Source organism: Terrabacter sp. AAH1, assembly GCF_054456855.1.
In genome coordinates this window covers 79,390-94,029 of the sequence record NZ_JBTJJV010000007.1, presented here as the reverse complement: position 1 = coordinate 94,029, position 14,640 = coordinate 79,390, and the positions used below count along the sequence as shown (strand labels likewise).

Here is a 14,640-nt window from a genome sequence, read left to right as displayed (position 1 = left end):
TCAGGAGCGGGCGAGCCCGGCGAGGTCGAAGGACTCAGTGATCGCGTTCTTCGGCAGGCCCGTGATGCCCTTCTCGGCGACCATGAGGTTCGGCAGGATGAAGAGCACGTCACCGGCGGCGTCCTCCGACAGCTCGCGGGCCGCCTTCTTCATCAGCGTCACCTGCTGCTCGGGCGAGCCTGAGTCTGCCGCCTTGAGGTCTGCCTGGAGCTGCTTGTTGTCGTAGCGCGTGTAGTACTTCGGGTCGCCGAAGACCGCAGGCAGGTCGCGCGGCTCGACGTGCGCGACGATCGACATGTCGTAGTCGGCGTCGGTGAAGACCGTCGAGAGCCAGACGGCCGGGAACTCGAGCTGGTCGAGGGTGACCTTGAAGCCGGCCTGCTCGAGCTGGCTCTTGACCACCTGACCGCACGAGACGGCATACGGCAGGGACGGGATGCGCAGCCGGACCGGGGTCGTGGCCGCACTCGTCTGCGCGAGAAGCGACTTCGCCTTGTTGACGTCGTGCGGGTAGAGACCCGTCAGGTCCTCGTACCACGGGTCGGTCGGCGGGACCATGCTGCCGGCGAGGGTGCCGCGGCCGGCCCAGCAGGTGTCCATGAGGGCCTTGTGGTCGATGGCGTAGCGCGCGGCCTGGCGCACCTTGAGGTCGTTGAACGGCGCCCTGCCGTTGTTGAACGACAGGAGCACCTCGCCGTTGGTGGTGCCCTCGACGATCTCGTACGCGTCGTTGCCCTGGAACTGCGCGAGCGACTCGGGTGCCTGCACCGTGCCGATGACGTCGATCGTCTTCGTCAGCAGCGCGTTGTTGAGCGCCGTCGGGTCCTTGAAGTACTTCAGGGTGACCTGCTGGAAGAAGGGCTTCTTGCCCCAGTAGCCCGGGTTGGCCTTGAGGCTGATCGAGTCGCCGCGTCGCCACTGGTCGAAGACGAACGGGCCCGTGCCGACCGGCTTGGTCGCGAGGTCGGCCACCGCCTTCTCGGTCATCATGGCGCCGATGCGCGTCGACATCCGGTAGAGCCAGTCGTTGCTCGGCTTGCTCAGGGTCACCTGCAGCTTGGTGTCGCTGAGCGCCTTCGCGTCGGCCACGACGTCCATGGCGGCCTTGAGGGAGATCGTCCAGTCCTTCTTGACCCGGTTGATCGAGTAGACGGCGTCCTTCGCCGTGAAGGCCTGCCCGTCGGTGAACTTCGCGTTGTCGACGAGCTCGAAGGTGTAGGTCTTGCCGTCGGGCGACACGGTCCACGACGTGGCGAGCGAGGGCGTGATCTTGCCGTCCTGGTCGACGGTCACGAGGGTCTCGTAGACGTTGTCGAGCAGGGCCTGCGGGATGGCGGCGCCGTCCTTGGTGGTGAAGTCGAGGCTCGCCGGCTCGGCCACGAGGCCGACCGTCAGGGAGGTGTCGCCGCCGCCCTGGGAGCCGCCGGCACCGCCGGTGCCTCCCGAGCTGGACGAGCCGGAGCCTGCCGAGCAGGCCGCGGTGAGGGCGAGGAGCAGCGCCGCGGACGCCGCCGTGCCGATGCGGGTGGGCTTCATCGTGACTCCATCTCGTGCAGGACCGCTGCGGCCAGCTGCGAGGTGCTCGCGGTGCCGCCGAGGTCGGGGGTGTGGTGCTGTGGGGATCGGAGGGTCGTGGTGAGTGCGGTCCGGATCGCGTCGGCGGGTCCGGAGTGCCCGAGGTCGTCGAGGAGCATGGCCCCGGAGAGCAGGCAGGCCGTCGGGTTGGCGATGCCTCGGCCGGCGATGTCCGGCGCCGAGCCGTGCACCGGTTCGTAGATACCCGGCACGGCGCCACCGGGCTGCACGTTCGCACTGGGCGCCATGCCCATGCCGCCGGCCAGCACGGCCGCGAGGTCGCTGAGGATGTCGCCGAAGAGGTTGCCGGCCAGTAGGACGTCGAGCGAGTGCGGGGACTGCACGAGGCGGGCGGCCATCGCGTCGACGAGGACGACCTCGAGCTCGACCTCCGGGTGGTGCTGCGCGACCTCGCGCACCACGGAGTCCCAGAGCGGGTAGCCGTGGCGCATGGCGTTCGACTTCGTCACGAGCGCCAGCTTCCCGCGCCGCTGCGCGGCCAGCCCGAACGCGTACTCGGCCGCCCGTTCGATGACCCGCCGGGAGTGGACGGCCACCTCGATGCCGATGTCGTGGCCGGTGCCAGCGTGAGCCAGTCCGCCGGCTCCGACGTACTCGCCCTCGGTGTTCTCGCGGACGATCACGAGGTCCACTCCCTCCACGTCACGGACGCGGCTCGGGACGCCCTCGAAGGCGCGCACCGGGCGGACGTTGACGGCGAGGTCGAGCTGCTGGCGCAGACCGATGATCAGGCCCCAGACGAGCTCGTGGTCGGGGACGTCGGGTCGACCGACCGCGCCGAACAGGACGGCGTCGTGACGGCGTACGGTCTCGGCGCCGTCGCCGGGCATGGCGGCGCCCTCGCGAACGAATCGGTCCGCGCCCCAGTCCAGCTCGGTGACCTCGAGGTGCTCGCCGTGGCTCTCGAGCGCGGCGGCGAGGACGGGCAGGGTGGCGGCCACCACCTCGGGCCCGACGCCGTCGCCGGGGATCGCTGCGAGCCGAACCGTCATCGCTCTCCTGTCCGTGCTGGTCGTCGTCGACCCTCGGATCTGCACTGGTCTGACCAGTAGACTTTTTCGCCGTGAGAGGTACCGTTTCTCTCATCAGGCCGGATGTCAAGACCTCGTCCGGCGGCCCAGGCGGCCGAGAGCCGTCCGACGCGGAAGGACGCCCATGCCGCACCCCTCTGGCCGGCCGGCCAGCCTCACCGCCACCGAGCTCGTGCGGGCGTACGCCGTGGGTGACCTCTCGCCCGTCGAGGTGCTGCGTGACGTCGCAGACGTCATCGCCACTCGCGAGCCGGAGCTCAACGCGTTCTGGCAGCTCGACCTCCAGGGCGCCGAGACGTCGGCTCGAGCCAGCGAGGAACGCTGGCGCAGAAGCGAGCCCGCGGGACCCATCGACGGTGTGCCGGTCACCATCAAAGAGAACCTGGGCCGGGCCGGCGTGCCCATGCCGGCCGGCAACGCCGGCGTCGAGCCGGTCGTGCCCACGCGCAGCAGCCCTGTCGCGGAGCGCATCGACGAGTCCGGCGGCGTCGTGCTCGGCTCCACGGTCATGCCCGACTGGGGGATGCTCAGCTCCGGCGTCTCCAGCCTGCACGGCATCACCCGGTCACCGTGGAACCCGGCCCTGACGACCGGAGGCTCGAGCTCGGGAGCCGGCGCAGCCGCAGCAGGCGGCTACGGGCCCCTGCACGTCGGCACCGACATCGGCGGCTCGATCCGCCTGCCCGGCACGTGGCTCGGGCTGACCACGCTCAAGCCGAGCGCGGGCCGCGTACCCCTCGACACCCCCTACCTCGGCCGGGCGGCCGGACCGATGACCCGCTCGGCGCGCGACGCCGCCCTGCTGCTGTCGGTCATCAGCCGACCCGACGCCCGCGACTGGACCAGCCTGCCCCCGACCGACCTCGGCACGGTGCTGCCGCCCGAGCCCCTCGACGTCCGCGGCCTGCACATCGGCCTGCACCTCGACGCCGGGTGCGGCCTGCCGCTCGACCCCGAGGTGCGCTCGGCGGTGGAGGCCGCCGCCCAGGTGTTCGCCGACGCGGGTGCCGACGTCGCCCCGCTCGATCCGTTCATGACCCCACGCATGCTCCACGACCTCGACGAGTTCTGGAGGGTGCGGTCGCTGGCCGACTTCGACGCCCTCGCCCCCGAGGCCCGCGAGAGGGTGCTGCCGTTCATCCAGCGGTGGGTGCTCGCCGTGAGCGACGTCGACGGCCGCTCGGTGCTGCGCGACTACGCCAGCATCATGGCGCTGCAGCAGGCGACGGTCGCGGCGACCGAGGCCTTCGACCTCGTGCTCTCCCCCGTCGCGCCGGTCCTCGCCTTTCCCGCCGAGTGGCCGATGCCGTGGGGCGAGGACGACGAGGGAATGGCCCACATCGGCTTCACCGCGCCCTACAACATGTCGGGCCAGCCCGCCGCGTCGGTCAACTGCGGCTTCACGGCAGATGGGCGCACCATCGGGCTGCAGGTGTCCGGCCGCCGCTTCGACGACGTCGGCGTGCTGCGCGCCGTCGACTGGTTCGAGGAGCATCGAGGCGCGGCTGCGACGCCTGTGTGGCCGATCCCCGCGGCAGGAGACCAGCGTGGCTGACAACCCGTCCGCCGCGCCCACCCCGACCGGCCGCGGCTTCGAGCCGGTGCGCTCGGTCCGCCTCTACGAGCGCATCGTCGAGCAGGTCGAGGAGGCGATCGCGCGCGGCGAGCTGCGCCCGGGACAGCGCCTACCCAGCGAGCGCGAGCTCGTCGTCCAGTTCGGCACCAGCCGGGCCACGGTGCGCGAGGCGCTGCGGGTCCTCGAGAGCAACGGCGTCGTGCGATCACGCCCCGGCGACCCGAACGGCCCGGAGATCCTGCCGTTCACGACCGGCGGGCTGACGAAGCAGATGCGCCGGCTGGCGCGCGCCGACGGGCTCTCCCTCTCGCAGCTCCTCGTGTCGAGGATGATGCTCGACTCGACGGCCAACCGTCTCGCCGCCGTGCTGCGCACCGAGGCCCAGCTCGCCGAGATGGACGCCGCCATCGAGCAGATGCGCACCGCCGTCGACGGCGGCTACGGCTCGTTCAGCGAGGCCGACTTCGCCTTCCACGAGGCCATCGCCCGGGCGAGCGGCAACACGCTCATCCAGGTGTGCAACGGGGTCGTCCGTGACACGGTGCTCTCGCTCATCTCCGACAAGATCGCCCACGCCCGCAACGCGCAGGCGCTGATGAAGCGGTCCCTCGGCCACCACGAGCAGGTGCTGGCGGCGATCCGTGCCGGCGACGGCCCCGAGGCCGGACGGGCGTCCCTGCACAGCCTCTACGACTACTACGCGAGCTACGTCCCCAAGGCCGAGCGCGCCGCCCTCGAGGCCCTGCTCGACGAGTGACCCTGCCCGACGGCCGACAGGGACCGCACGGCAGAATGCGTGGCTCGGTCACGTCGTCGACGACTAGGAGAACAGCCCGTGAGCGTGCAGGTGAAGGTCGCGTCGATCGAGCGTCGCATCGCGGAGGAGCTCGGCGTCCGCGACGGGCAGGTGACCGCGGCCGTGGCCCTGCTCGACGGTGGCTCGACGGTCCCCTTCGTCGCGCGCTACCGCAAGGAGGTCACCGGCGGGCTCGACGACGCGCAGCTGCGCACGCTCGAGGAGCGGCTCGGCTACCTGCGCGAGCTCGAGGAGCGACGCGCTGCCGTGCTCGCCTCGGTCGAGGAGCAGGGCAAGCTCGACGACACCCTGCGGGCGCAGATCATGGGCGCCGAGACGAAGGCGCGTCTCGAGGACATCTACCTCCCCTTCAAGCCGAAGCGCCGCACCAAGGCACAGATCGCCCGCGAGGCCGGCCTCGAGCCGCTCGCCGACCTGCTGCTCCGGTCGCCCGACACCGAGCCGTCCACGGCCGCAGCAGGATTCGTCGACCCCGACCGCGAGGTCACTGACGCGGCCGCCGCGCTCGACGGCGCCCGGGCGATCCTCGTCGAGCGCTTCGCCGAGGACGCCGACCTCATCGGCGACCTGCGCGAGCGGGTGTGGAGGCAGGGCCACGTCGGCTCGAGCGTGCGCTCGGGCAAGGAGGAGGTCGGCGCCAAGTTCTCCGACTACTTCGACTTCTCGGAGCCGCTCGCCAAGCTCCCCTCGCACCGCATCCTCGCGCTCTTCCGCGGCGAGAAGGAGGACGTCCTCTCGATCGAGATCAACCCCGACGACCCTGCCGCCGAGCAGCAGCCCGGCCCGACGGCATACGAGCGGGCGATCGCGCGACGTTTCGGCATCGAGAACGCCGGCCGGCCGGCCGACCAGTGGCTCGCCGACACGGTGCGCTGGGCCTGGCGCACGAAGATCCTCGTCCATCTCGGCATCGACGCCCGTATGCAGCTGCGCCGGGCCGCCGAGGAGGAGGCCGTACGCGTGTTCGCCGCCAACCTGCGCGACCTGCTGCTCGCGGCGCCGGCAGGGGCCCGAGCCACCATGGGTCTCGACCCGGGTTTCCGCACCGGCGTCAAGGTCGCCGTCGTCGACGGCACCGGACGCGTCGTTGCGACCGACGTCATCCACCCGCACGTGCCGCAGAACCACTGGGACCGGTCCATCGCGACGCTCGCGCGGCTCGCGAAGGAGCACGACGTCGAGCTCGTCGCCATCGGCAACGGCACCGCCTCGCGCGAGACAGACCGCCTCGCCGCCGACCTGGTGAAGCGCCACCCCGAGCTGAAGCTGACCACGGCCGTCGTGTCGGAGGCGGGCGCCTCGGTCTACTCGGCCTCGGCGTTCGCCTCGCAGGAGCTGCCCGGCATGGACGTCTCGCTCCGCGGCGCCGTGTCCATCGCCCGGCGCCTGCAGGACCCCCTCGCCGAGCTCGTCAAGATCGACCCCAAGTCGATCGGGGTCGGCCAGTACCAGCACGACATCTCCCAGACGGCGCTCTCGCGCTCGCTCGACGCCGTCGTCGAGGACTGCGTCAACGCGGTCGGGGTCGACGTCAACACCGCCTCCGCTCCCCTGCTCACGCGCGTGTCCGGCATCACCCCCGGGCTCGCCGACAGCATCGTCGCGCACCGTGACGCGACCGGACCGTTCCGCAGCCGAAAGGCGCTCAAGGACGTGCCGCGCCTCGGGCCCAAGGCGTTCGAGCAGGCGGCCGGGTTCCTCCGGATCTCCGGCAGCGACGACCCGCTCGACGCGTCCGCCGTGCACCCCGAGGCCTACCCCGTGGTGCGCCGCATGCTCGAGTCGACCGGGCAGAAGCTCACCTCGCTGATCGGCAACACCACAGCGCTGCAGGCGATCCGGCCCGCCGACTTCGTCGACGACACGTTCGGACTCCCCACGGTCACCGACATCATCCGTGAGCTCGACAAGCCGGGCCGCGACCCGCGGCCCACCTTCAAGACGGCCACCTTCAAGGAGGGCGTCGAGGAGATCAAGCACCTCGAGCCGGGCATGACCCTCGAGGGCGTGGTCACCAACGTCGCGGCCTTCGGGGCGTTCATCGACGTCGGCGTCCACCAGGACGGCCTCGCGCACGTGTCGGCGCTGTCGAAGAGCTTCGTCCGCGACCCGCACGACGTCGTGAAGTCGGGCGACGTCGTCATGGTCAAGGTGCTCGACGTCGACGTGGCCCGGAAGCGGATCTCGCTCACGCTGCGGCTCGACGACGAGGTGCCGACCGACGGCTCGAAGGACGACCGCGGCAACCGCGGCGGTGCCCGCCCGGGGGGCCCGAGCGGTCAGCGCCAGGGCGGCCAGCCCCACCGCGGTGGGGGCCAGCGTCAGGGCAACCGCAGCGACCGCGGCGGCCAGGGCAACCGCCCGCGGCGTGACGAGCCGCCGGCCAGCAGCGCCATGGCCGACGCGTTGCGCCGGGCCGGCTACACCGGCTGACGCGGCGTCACGCCTGCCCGCCCGGCGCCGTCACCCGTTCGGGCCGGCGCCGTGGAAGACGGCCTCGACGTTGTTGCCGTCGGGGTCGCGCACGAAACCGCCGAAGTAGCCGGGGTGGTACTCCGGCCACAGGCGCGGCTCGTGCAGCGACTCGGCGCCCAGCTCGACGGCCTTGGCGTGGAACGCCCGCACCGCATCGACGGAGTCGGCGTGGAACGCGCAGTGCATCTCGCGGTTGGGCTCGCTGCCCTGCCACGCGCTGATCCAGAAGTCAGGATGGCCCTCGGAGCCGTAGCCGATGGCGACGCCGACGTCCATCTGCCTGCTGTAGCCGAGCACCGCCAGCACCTCGTCGTAGAAGTGGGCGCTGGCGGCCAGGTCGGAGCAGTTGATGCCGAAGTGATCGATCATGGGGGCAGGCTAACCATTGTCTTCGCGCCCAGTCTTTGGTCGACTGTCTGTGGTGGGTCCGGCCCATCAGGGGCCGGTCCACGCGACCCGGAGGTGCCCATGAGCAGTTCAACGCAGTCGATCCCCGAGAACGCAGAGGACGCCGATTTCGAGGGATCTCCCGCGGGCGTGCACTCGACGCTGACGGTCGGTGCGCCCGTCGACGAGGTGTGGCGCCACCTCATCAGCTCCCGCGGCACCGAGGCGCTCCTCGGTCCGGGTGTCACGCTCGGCAGCAAGGGCGAGTCCTGGCACAGCGCCGACGGCCCCCACGGCGTCGTGCGCAGCTACCACCCGATGGAACAGATCCGCGTCTCGTGGCACCCGCACGAGGACGGGCCCCTCAGCATCGTCGACCTCCAGCTCAAGCCCGACGGCGACGGCACGCGCGTCGACCTCTACCACGAGGGCCAGGGCATCGCCGAGGACGGCGCCGGCGACAAGTCGCGCTGGGACGAGGCGCTCGGGCGCTTCGCGCAGGCACTCGACTCGTAGGCGACGAGCTCGACGAGTCTCAGCGCACGACCATGACCGGGCAGGCCGCGTCGTGGATGACCCGGTGGCTGACCGACCCGAGGAGCATGCCCGTGAATCCGCCGTGCCCGCGTGAGCCGACGACCACCAGGCCGGCGGTCGAGCCGAGGTCGGCGAGGGACTGACCCGGGTCGCCGTAGAGCACCTCGGTGGTCACCAGCACCTTGGGGTGCCGGGCCCGTGCGCGGTTAGCCGCCCGGGTGACCGACTGCTCGGCGTGGTCGCGCAGTGCGTGCGTCTCCTCGGTGCCGCCTTTGGCCACCTCGGCGTAGGTCCAGGCCTCCATCGAGGCGGAGTGCGCGACGCGGACGACGTGGAGCACGGCACCCTCGCGTTCGGCCACCTCCGCCGCCACGTCCACCGCGCGGGCGGCGCTGTCGGAGTCGTCGACGCCCACGACGACGTCGTGTCCCCTCCCGGGCCGCGGTGGCATCTTCGGCTCGTCGGACGACGAGTCGACCGGTCCGCGCACGACGACGACCGGGCACCTGGCGTGCGCCGCCACCGCGTACGACGTGGACCCGAGGATTCCGGCGAGGACCCGACCACGGCCGCGGCTGCCGACGACGACCAGTTCAGCCTCCTTCGAGGCGTCGACGAGCTGGGCGGCAGGGCTGCCGAGCCAGTACTGCGTCTCCACCTGCGCGGCGTCGAGCGTCTCGGCAGCGCGCACCGCGCCGTCGTCCACGAGCGTCTTGGCCGCATGCGCCAGGGAGGGCTCGAGCTGGCTGAGGTCCATGGCCGGGTAGGCCGGCACGGCCGCGACGTTCACGCTGTGCACGATGGTGAGGTGCTTGCCCCGCAGGCGGGCCTCTTCCGCCGCCCAGGTCAGCGCGAGCCGGGAGCTCGGGGACCCGTCGTAGCCGACGACGATGCCGTACGTGGTGCGAGCCTGGCCGTTCATGGTGCGCCTCTTCCTGGGCTGGACGTTCGCTGTCGCCGGGGCCGCTCGCTCCGGCCACCTCCATCGTCCCGCCCCAGGGTGGGCAGTGGCAGGCGAGTGTGACCACTCAGACAGGGCAGGACGACTCGGGGCGCCCTATCGTCAGTCCCGGGCGGCCGCGGTGGCGCGGTCGTTCGCGCGCTGGATCGCCTCCACGAGCTCGGCCTTGTTCATCCGCGAGCGGCCCTGCACGCCGAGGCGCTTGGCGATGTCGTAGAGGTGCGACTTCGAGGCGTTGGTGTCGACGCCGCCGGCCGTGTCACCGTCGTCGAGGTGGGCCCGCGCCTCGGCGCCGCGGCGGGCGGCCTGCGGGTCGCTCGGGCCCTTCTCGGCCTTCTCCTCCCAGTGGTCGCCGACCTTCTCGAACGAGTGCTTCAGCGACGCGAAGGCCGTGCGGTGGGCGCGCTCCCCCTCGCCGTACTGCTCCACGGCGGCGTCGTGCGTCGCCAGCCACGTGTCCTGCGCCTTCTTCGACGACCGCTCGAGGGTCGAGGGCAGGTCGGTGCCCCTGCTGCTGGCTCGCTTCCTGGCGGGCATGTCGCTCCTCCTGGTGTCACCGACGGGCTCCCTGTGCCGTCGCCCGACAGTCACGTACCCGCGAGGGCGGGCGCGGCGGCATACGCGATGGGCGCATTCCGACGGTGCGTTGCTCGCGACTCGGCAGGGGGTACGCATCACGACGGCGAGGACGTGGCGCCGCACGGCCCCCGCCCGACGGTTGGAGCGATCGATCAAAGGAGATGTGATGAGCGAGGCTGTCGCACAACAGCGCACGGACGGTGCGATCAGGAGTCTGGTGCCGGCGCGAATGGACCGGCTGCCGTGGACGAAGTTCCACTGGTCCGTCGTCATCGGGCTCGGCATCTCGTGGATCCTCGACGGTCTCGAGATCCAGATCGTGTCGGAGTCGGGCTTCCAGAAGTCGCTCGGGATGTCGGCCGCCCAGGTCGGGCTCACGGGCACGATCTATCTCATCGGCCAGGTCGTCGGGGCGCTGACCTTCGGTCGGCTCACCGACCGGTGGGGCCGCCGCAAGCTCTTCATCATCACGCTGGTGATCTACCTCGTCGGGTCCGGCCTGGCCGGTTTCGCGCCGAACATGGGCTTCCTGTGGGTCTGCCGCTTCATCGCCGGCCTCGGCATCGGCGGCGAGTACACCGCGATCAACTCCGCCATCGACGAGCTGATCCCGTCGCACTACCGCGGGCGCGTCGACATCGCGATCAACGGCACGTACTGGTTCGGCGCCTTCTTCGGCGCCCTCGCGAACCTCTACCTGCTCAACCCCGACAACGTCGCCGAGAACCTCGGCTGGCGTCTCGCGTTCTTCATCGGCCCGGTCCTCGGCCTGTCGATCATCTACCTGCGCCGACACATCCCGGAGAGCCCCCGCTGGCTGCTCACACACGGACGCTCCGACGAGGCCGAACGCACCGTCGACGAGATCGAGGAACGCGTGCGGCGAGAAGGCGGCGAGCTGTCCGAGGTCGACGACAGCAGGGCGATCCTCGTCAAGCCCGAGGACGCGATGGGCCCGAAGGTCCTGTGGGACGTCTTCGTGCGCCGCTACGGCAGGCGCACCGTGCTCGGCCTCACGATGATGGTCACGCAGAGCTTCCTCTACAACGCCATCTTCTTCACGTATGCGCTCGTGCTGACCAACTTCTACCAGATCGACAAGGCGGGCACCTCGCTCTACTTCCTGCCCTTCGCGGCCGGAAACCTACTCGGCCCGCTGCTGCTCGGCCACCTCTTCGACACCATCGGCCGGCGCAAGATGATCTTCTTCACCTACACGGTGGCCGGCATCGTCCTGCTCGTGTCGGCGTGGCTCTTCCAGGCCCAGGCGCTCAGCGCGACGACGCACACGATCTTCTGGTGCGTCTCGTTCTTCTTCGCCTCTGCCGGTGCGTCGGCGGCCTACCTCACGGTCAGCGAGATCTTCCCGCTCGAGGTGCGCGGCCAGGCGATCTCGTACTTCTTCGTCATCGCCCAGTGCGCCGGCGCGATCGCACCGGTGCTCTACGGCACGCTCATCGGCGAGGGCAAGGACCGTATGCCGCTGACGTGGGGCTACGTCGCCGGTGCCGTGATCATGATCATCGGTGGCGTCGTGGCCCTCGCGATCGGCATCGACGCCGAGCGCAAGTCGCTCGAGGACATCGCCGACCCGTTGAGCAAGGTGTCGGAGGAGTCGGGAGCCGCGGCATGAACCTCGCCGCGCTGGGGCGCACCTACACGATCGTCGTCGGGGTGAGCCCCACGAGCGGGTCGCCCGGTGCGCTGAGGTGGGCCGTCGAGGAGGCGTCCGTCCGCGGCGGGCGGGTCGTGGCCGTGCGGGCCTGGCGCCCGCACGCCCCCGAGACCGCGACCGGGGGTCGCGTGCCGTCGGTCGTCTCCGACGACAGGGCCCTGGCCGACGAGGAGTCGCGGCTGGCCGAGGACGTCGCGCGGGTGCTCGGGCACGACCACGTGGTCGAGACCCGGGTCGTCGGCGGCAAGCGGCGAGCGGTGATGCTCGAGGAGAGCCGGTCGGCCGACCTCGTCGTCATCGATGCCGGACGCTCGACGGAGGTGGGCGCGCGCTGGCTCGGCAGCCGGATCGCTCGCGCCTCGCACTGCCCCGTCGTGGTCGTGCCGCCGGGTCTCGGCGGCCGCGGCACGGGCGCGTTCGGCCAGGCGGTCGGCAAGCTCGGGCGCTCCGTCGAGCGTGCCGCCGGCACCGCGGGACGCCCCGGCTTCCAGCGCCCACCGGGGCGCTGAGGGGCGGCCTGCGCACGCCCAGGCATGACCTGCCTTCTGGCCCGGATCGACATGAATTGTGCCGATTCGGGCCCGAGGCCTGCCTGTCCCCGCCTAAGGTCGCGACGCGGCACAGGCACAGGGGGAAGAGGGAATGGCGGACGGTGGATCGGCACGGGCGCGAGCGGAGGAGCTGTGGGCACGCGCGGCCGCTGAGCGAGAGCGTGAACACGAGGCCCGACTCAGGGCAGAGGCGTTGGAGACGCAGGCCGGTGCCTGGGCCGCGGGTGCCGAAGGCGAACGGCGCGTCACGCGTGCCCTCCGAGACCTGCCCAGAGGCTGGGTCGTGCTGCACGACCGGCTGCTGCGACCGGGCACGAGCCTGACCAACATCGACCACGTCGTCGTCGGCCCCGGTGGGGTGTTCCTCGTCGATGCCAAGAACTGGGCCGGCGGTCTCAGCGTGCACGACGACAACCTCTGGCAGCACGCCGGCCGCAGCTCGGCCAAGGGCGCCGAGCTCGACAAACTCGCCGGCTTCGCGGGTGAGATGGAGAAGACGCTCGGAGCGCCGGTGGTGCCCGTCGTCGCTCTCGCCGGGGGCCACGGTGCGAGGTTCCGCCCGCAACGGGTTCGCGGCGTCGAGATCGTGCCTCACGCCCGTCTAGCGAGGTGGCTGCGTCGCCAGCCCTTGACGACAGACCCGATCTCCGCGGAGCTCCTGGCACGCAGGATCGACCACTGCTACCCACCAGCGTCAGCAGGGGTGCCCGACGGGCCCGTCTCAACGACCACCCTCACGGTGCCAGCCGTCCTGGAGGCGCGTCACTCGACCAGCCGCAGTCGTGGCAGCCGGGGTTCCGATCGCGGGACGCGGCGTGGACGACGCCGCCCGTCCGCAACAAGGGCCTTGGCCGGCTTCGGCCTGCTCGTGGTTCTCAGTCAGGTGGCGCTGCGCGCTCCACAGCTCTTCCAGGAAGGGCTGCCGCTCTTGGCTTCACCCTCCGGGGGCTCGTCGGCGAGCACCCCAGCGTCGCCGCGAAAGGACTGCCAGGCCCTCACGAGGTCTGTGATCGCCAGGACGACCGGAGCCAAAGTCGTGGTCGAACAGGCACGTCACGACGACGCCTGCGCGTGGTGGCTCAGCAAGCCACGCTTTGCGAGTCAGCGCGCCGACGTGACGGTCAGCACGGGGCTGGGGATCAGGATCTCCCTCAGCTCGACAGCGTCACAAGAGCCGAGGATCGACATGCTTCCCGGAGAGGTGACCGCCTGGTTGCCCGAAGGCACGGCGCTCGCCGGCTGGAAACCGAGCAACAAGGCGGAGCAGCCATTCTCGGTCTCGTTCCGGTTCAGCTACCCCGAGGGCGCCAGTCAGGGAAAAGCCCTGGCCACCGAGGCCGCGGCGGAGCGCACGGTGACGCGGCTGGCCGAGCAGACCGCCATCGCCCTGGCTCGCCGTGGGTCCACGGGCTAGCACGGCTCGGGTGTCTCAGCGCACGACCATGACGGGGCACGGGGCATCGTGGATCACGCGGTGGCTGACCGAGCCGAGCAGCATGCCGGTGAAGCCGCCGTGGCCTCGCGAGCCCATGACGATGAGGCCCGCTGAGACGTCTGCCGCGTAGCCGGCGATCGCCTGGCCGGCGGGCCCGCCGACGACGTTCGTGCGCACGTCGAGTCCAGGGTGGTCGCGTCGGGCCTCGTCGGCGACGTCACGGACCGTCTTCTCGACCTGCCGGTGCATTGACTCGACGACCTCCTCGCGGCCGAGCATGGTGTCGGTCTCGGGCCACGCCTCCAGTCCCCCGACGTTGTCGACCGACACGAGGTGCAGCTGCGCCTCCGCCGCGGCAGCGACCTGGATGGCCGTCTGCAGGGCGGTCTGGGCCGGCTTCGAGTCGTCGAAGGCGACGACGACGGGGTGCGACGGACCGGCATGGACGGCCGCCGGACCACGCACGACGACGGCAGGACAGTGTGCGTGCGCGGTGACGGCATACGAGGTCGAGCCGAGCAGGCCCGACGAGATGGTGCCGTGGCCGCGCGATCCGGTGACGAGGAGATCCGCCTGCGGCGACACGCCGACGAGCTCCGCGGAGGCGTTGCCGACCGCGCTGAGCGGCCGGACGTCCTTGCGGCTCAGCTGTTCCGACGCGATGTCGATGGCTTCGGCGAGAACGCCCCGGGACAGCTCCTCGTAGGTGTGGGCGTGGACCCCGGGGTCGTACGCGCGGAAGGTCGGGGTCATCGTCAGGCCCACGCAGTGCATCAGGGTCAGCGGACGGTCGTCGCGCTTGGCGGTCTCGATCGCCCAGTCCAGGGCGAGGCGTGCTCCGGGGGACCCGTCGTATCCGACGACGATGCCATGGCTCGTGGTGGTGTTCGTGGGGCTGGCTTCGGCGCCCATCGCTCTCCCCTTCCATGCCGGTCGGGGCCGTGTGCTCCGGCCACCTCCATCGTCCCGCTTCGCGGGCGCGACGGCAGCACCCTGTGACCACGTAGACATGCAAGCGCT

At 71.3% G+C, this 14,640-nt stretch carries 13 protein-coding genes; 7 read left to right on the top strand and 6 right to left on the bottom strand.

From position 1 onward, the window contains the following. Positions 1–1,536, bottom strand: coding sequence for an ABC transporter substrate-binding protein (locus ACXR8F_RS12775; RefSeq protein WP_458800950.1), 1,536 nt, complete (start codon positions 1,534–1,536; stop codon positions 1–3). Then, complete coding sequence (locus ACXR8F_RS12770; RefSeq protein WP_458800948.1) at positions 1,533–2,588, bottom strand: isocitrate/isopropylmalate dehydrogenase family protein; 1,056 nt, start codon at positions 2,586–2,588, stop codon at positions 1,533–1,535. Before ACXR8F_RS12770 ends, ACXR8F_RS12775 begins: the two co-directional genes overlap by 4 nt. A gap of 163 nt (positions 2,589–2,751) precedes the next feature. Between ACXR8F_RS12770 and ACXR8F_RS12765 the strand changes: the two genes are divergently transcribed. The 3 genes from ACXR8F_RS12765 (at position 2,752) to ACXR8F_RS12755 (ending at position 7,453) form a co-directional block, all read left to right on the top strand. After that, a complete protein-coding gene (locus tag ACXR8F_RS12765) occupies positions 2,752–4,182 on the top strand; it encodes an amidase (protein WP_458800946.1) in 1,431 nt (476 codons plus the stop codon). Next, positions 4,175–4,960 carry a FadR/GntR family transcriptional regulator gene (locus ACXR8F_RS12760; protein ID WP_458800944.1) on the top strand — a complete coding sequence of 262 codons (786 nt, stop codon included), beginning with the start codon at positions 4,175–4,177 and terminating at the stop codon, positions 4,958–4,960. Before ACXR8F_RS12765 ends, ACXR8F_RS12760 begins: the two co-directional genes overlap by 8 nt. Before the next feature lie 78 nt (positions 4,961–5,038). Further along, positions 5,039–7,453, top strand: coding sequence for a Tex family protein (locus ACXR8F_RS12755; protein ID WP_458800942.1), 2,415 nt, complete (start codon positions 5,039–5,041; stop codon positions 7,451–7,453). Positions 7,454–7,483: 30 nt separating this feature from the next. On the opposite strand, the gene ACXR8F_RS12750 is transcribed toward ACXR8F_RS12755, so the two are convergent. Continuing rightward, positions 7,484–7,864 (bottom strand): VOC family protein, encoded by a 381-nt coding sequence (locus tag ACXR8F_RS12750; protein WP_045189989.1) that lies wholly within the window; start codon positions 7,862–7,864, stop codon positions 7,484–7,486. Positions 7,865–7,963: 99 nt separating this feature from the next. On the opposite strand from ACXR8F_RS12750, the gene ACXR8F_RS12745 reads away from it, so the two are divergent. Next, the gene (locus tag ACXR8F_RS12745; RefSeq protein WP_458800940.1) at positions 7,964–8,398 is read left to right on the top strand and encodes an SRPBCC family protein; all 435 of its coding nucleotides are present in this window, start codon (positions 7,964–7,966) and stop codon (positions 8,396–8,398) included. A 19-nt stretch (positions 8,399–8,417) separates the two neighbouring features. Here ACXR8F_RS12745 and ACXR8F_RS12740 read toward each other — a convergent pair whose 3' ends face one another. Together ACXR8F_RS12740 and ACXR8F_RS12735 are read right to left on the bottom strand one after the other, a co-directional pair. Beyond that, a complete protein-coding gene (locus tag ACXR8F_RS12740) occupies positions 8,418–9,341 on the bottom strand; it encodes a universal stress protein (RefSeq protein WP_458800938.1) in 924 nt (307 codons plus the stop codon). Between the two features lie 141 nt (positions 9,342–9,482). After that, a complete protein-coding gene (locus ACXR8F_RS12735) occupies positions 9,483–9,917 on the bottom strand; it encodes a ChaB family protein (protein ID WP_458800936.1) in 435 nt (144 codons plus the stop codon). A gap of 271 nt (positions 9,918–10,188) precedes the next feature. On the opposite strand from ACXR8F_RS12735, the gene ACXR8F_RS12730 reads away from it, so the two are divergent. The 3 genes from ACXR8F_RS12730 (at position 10,189) to ACXR8F_RS12720 (ending at position 13,599) form a co-directional block, all read left to right on the top strand. Then, positions 10,189–11,592, top strand: coding sequence for an MFS transporter (locus tag ACXR8F_RS12730; protein WP_458801095.1), 1,404 nt, complete (start codon positions 10,189–10,191; stop codon positions 11,590–11,592). After that, positions 11,589–12,143 (top strand): universal stress protein, encoded by a 555-nt coding sequence (locus ACXR8F_RS12725; protein WP_052677190.1) that lies wholly within the window; start codon positions 11,589–11,591, stop codon positions 12,141–12,143. Before ACXR8F_RS12730 ends, ACXR8F_RS12725 begins: the two co-directional genes overlap by 4 nt. Before the next feature lie 133 nt (positions 12,144–12,276). Beyond that, positions 12,277–13,599, top strand: coding sequence for a nuclease-related domain-containing protein (locus ACXR8F_RS12720; protein ID WP_458800934.1), 1,323 nt, complete (start codon positions 12,277–12,279; stop codon positions 13,597–13,599). Positions 13,600–13,614: 15 nt separating this feature from the next. Here the strand turns inward: ACXR8F_RS12720 and ACXR8F_RS12715 are convergent, their stop codons facing one another. Next, positions 13,615–14,532, bottom strand: a complete 918-nt coding sequence (locus ACXR8F_RS12715) for a universal stress protein (protein ID WP_458800932.1) — start codon at positions 14,530–14,532, stop codon at positions 13,615–13,617. Between the last annotated feature and the right edge of the window lie 108 nt (positions 14,533–14,640).

Excerpts from the sequence above, each read along its gene's own strand:
- ACXR8F_RS12775 (WP_458800950.1), bottom strand. The coding sequence starts at position 1,536 with ATGAAGCCCACCCGCATCGGCACGGCGGCGTCCGCGGCGCTGCTCCTC.
- ACXR8F_RS12770 (WP_458800948.1), bottom strand. The coding sequence starts at position 2,588 with ATGACGGTTCGGCTCGCAGCGATCCCCGGCGACGGCGTCGGGCCCGAG.
- ACXR8F_RS12765 (WP_458800946.1), top strand. The coding sequence starts at position 2,752 with ATGCCGCACCCCTCTGGCCGGCCGGCCAGCCTCACCGCCACCGAGCTC.
- ACXR8F_RS12750 (WP_045189989.1), bottom strand. The coding sequence starts at position 7,864 with ATGATCGATCACTTCGGCATCAACTGCTCCGACCTGGCCGCCAGCGCC.
- ACXR8F_RS12745 (WP_458800940.1), top strand. The coding sequence starts at position 7,964 with ATGAGCAGTTCAACGCAGTCGATCCCCGAGAACGCAGAGGACGCCGAT.
- ACXR8F_RS12740 (WP_458800938.1), bottom strand. The coding sequence starts at position 9,341 with ATGAACGGCCAGGCTCGCACCACGTACGGCATCGTCGTCGGCTACGAC.
- ACXR8F_RS12735 (WP_458800936.1), bottom strand. The coding sequence starts at position 9,917 with ATGCCCGCCAGGAAGCGAGCCAGCAGCAGGGGCACCGACCTGCCCTCG.
- ACXR8F_RS12730 (WP_458801095.1), top strand. The coding sequence starts at position 10,189 with ATGGACCGGCTGCCGTGGACGAAGTTCCACTGGTCCGTCGTCATCGGG.
- ACXR8F_RS12725 (WP_052677190.1), top strand. The coding sequence starts at position 11,589 with ATGAACCTCGCCGCGCTGGGGCGCACCTACACGATCGTCGTCGGGGTG.
- ACXR8F_RS12720 (WP_458800934.1), top strand. The coding sequence starts at position 12,277 with ATGGCGGACGGTGGATCGGCACGGGCGCGAGCGGAGGAGCTGTGGGCA.
- ACXR8F_RS12715 (WP_458800932.1), bottom strand. The coding sequence starts at position 14,532 with ATGGGCGCCGAAGCCAGCCCCACGAACACCACCACGAGCCATGGCATC.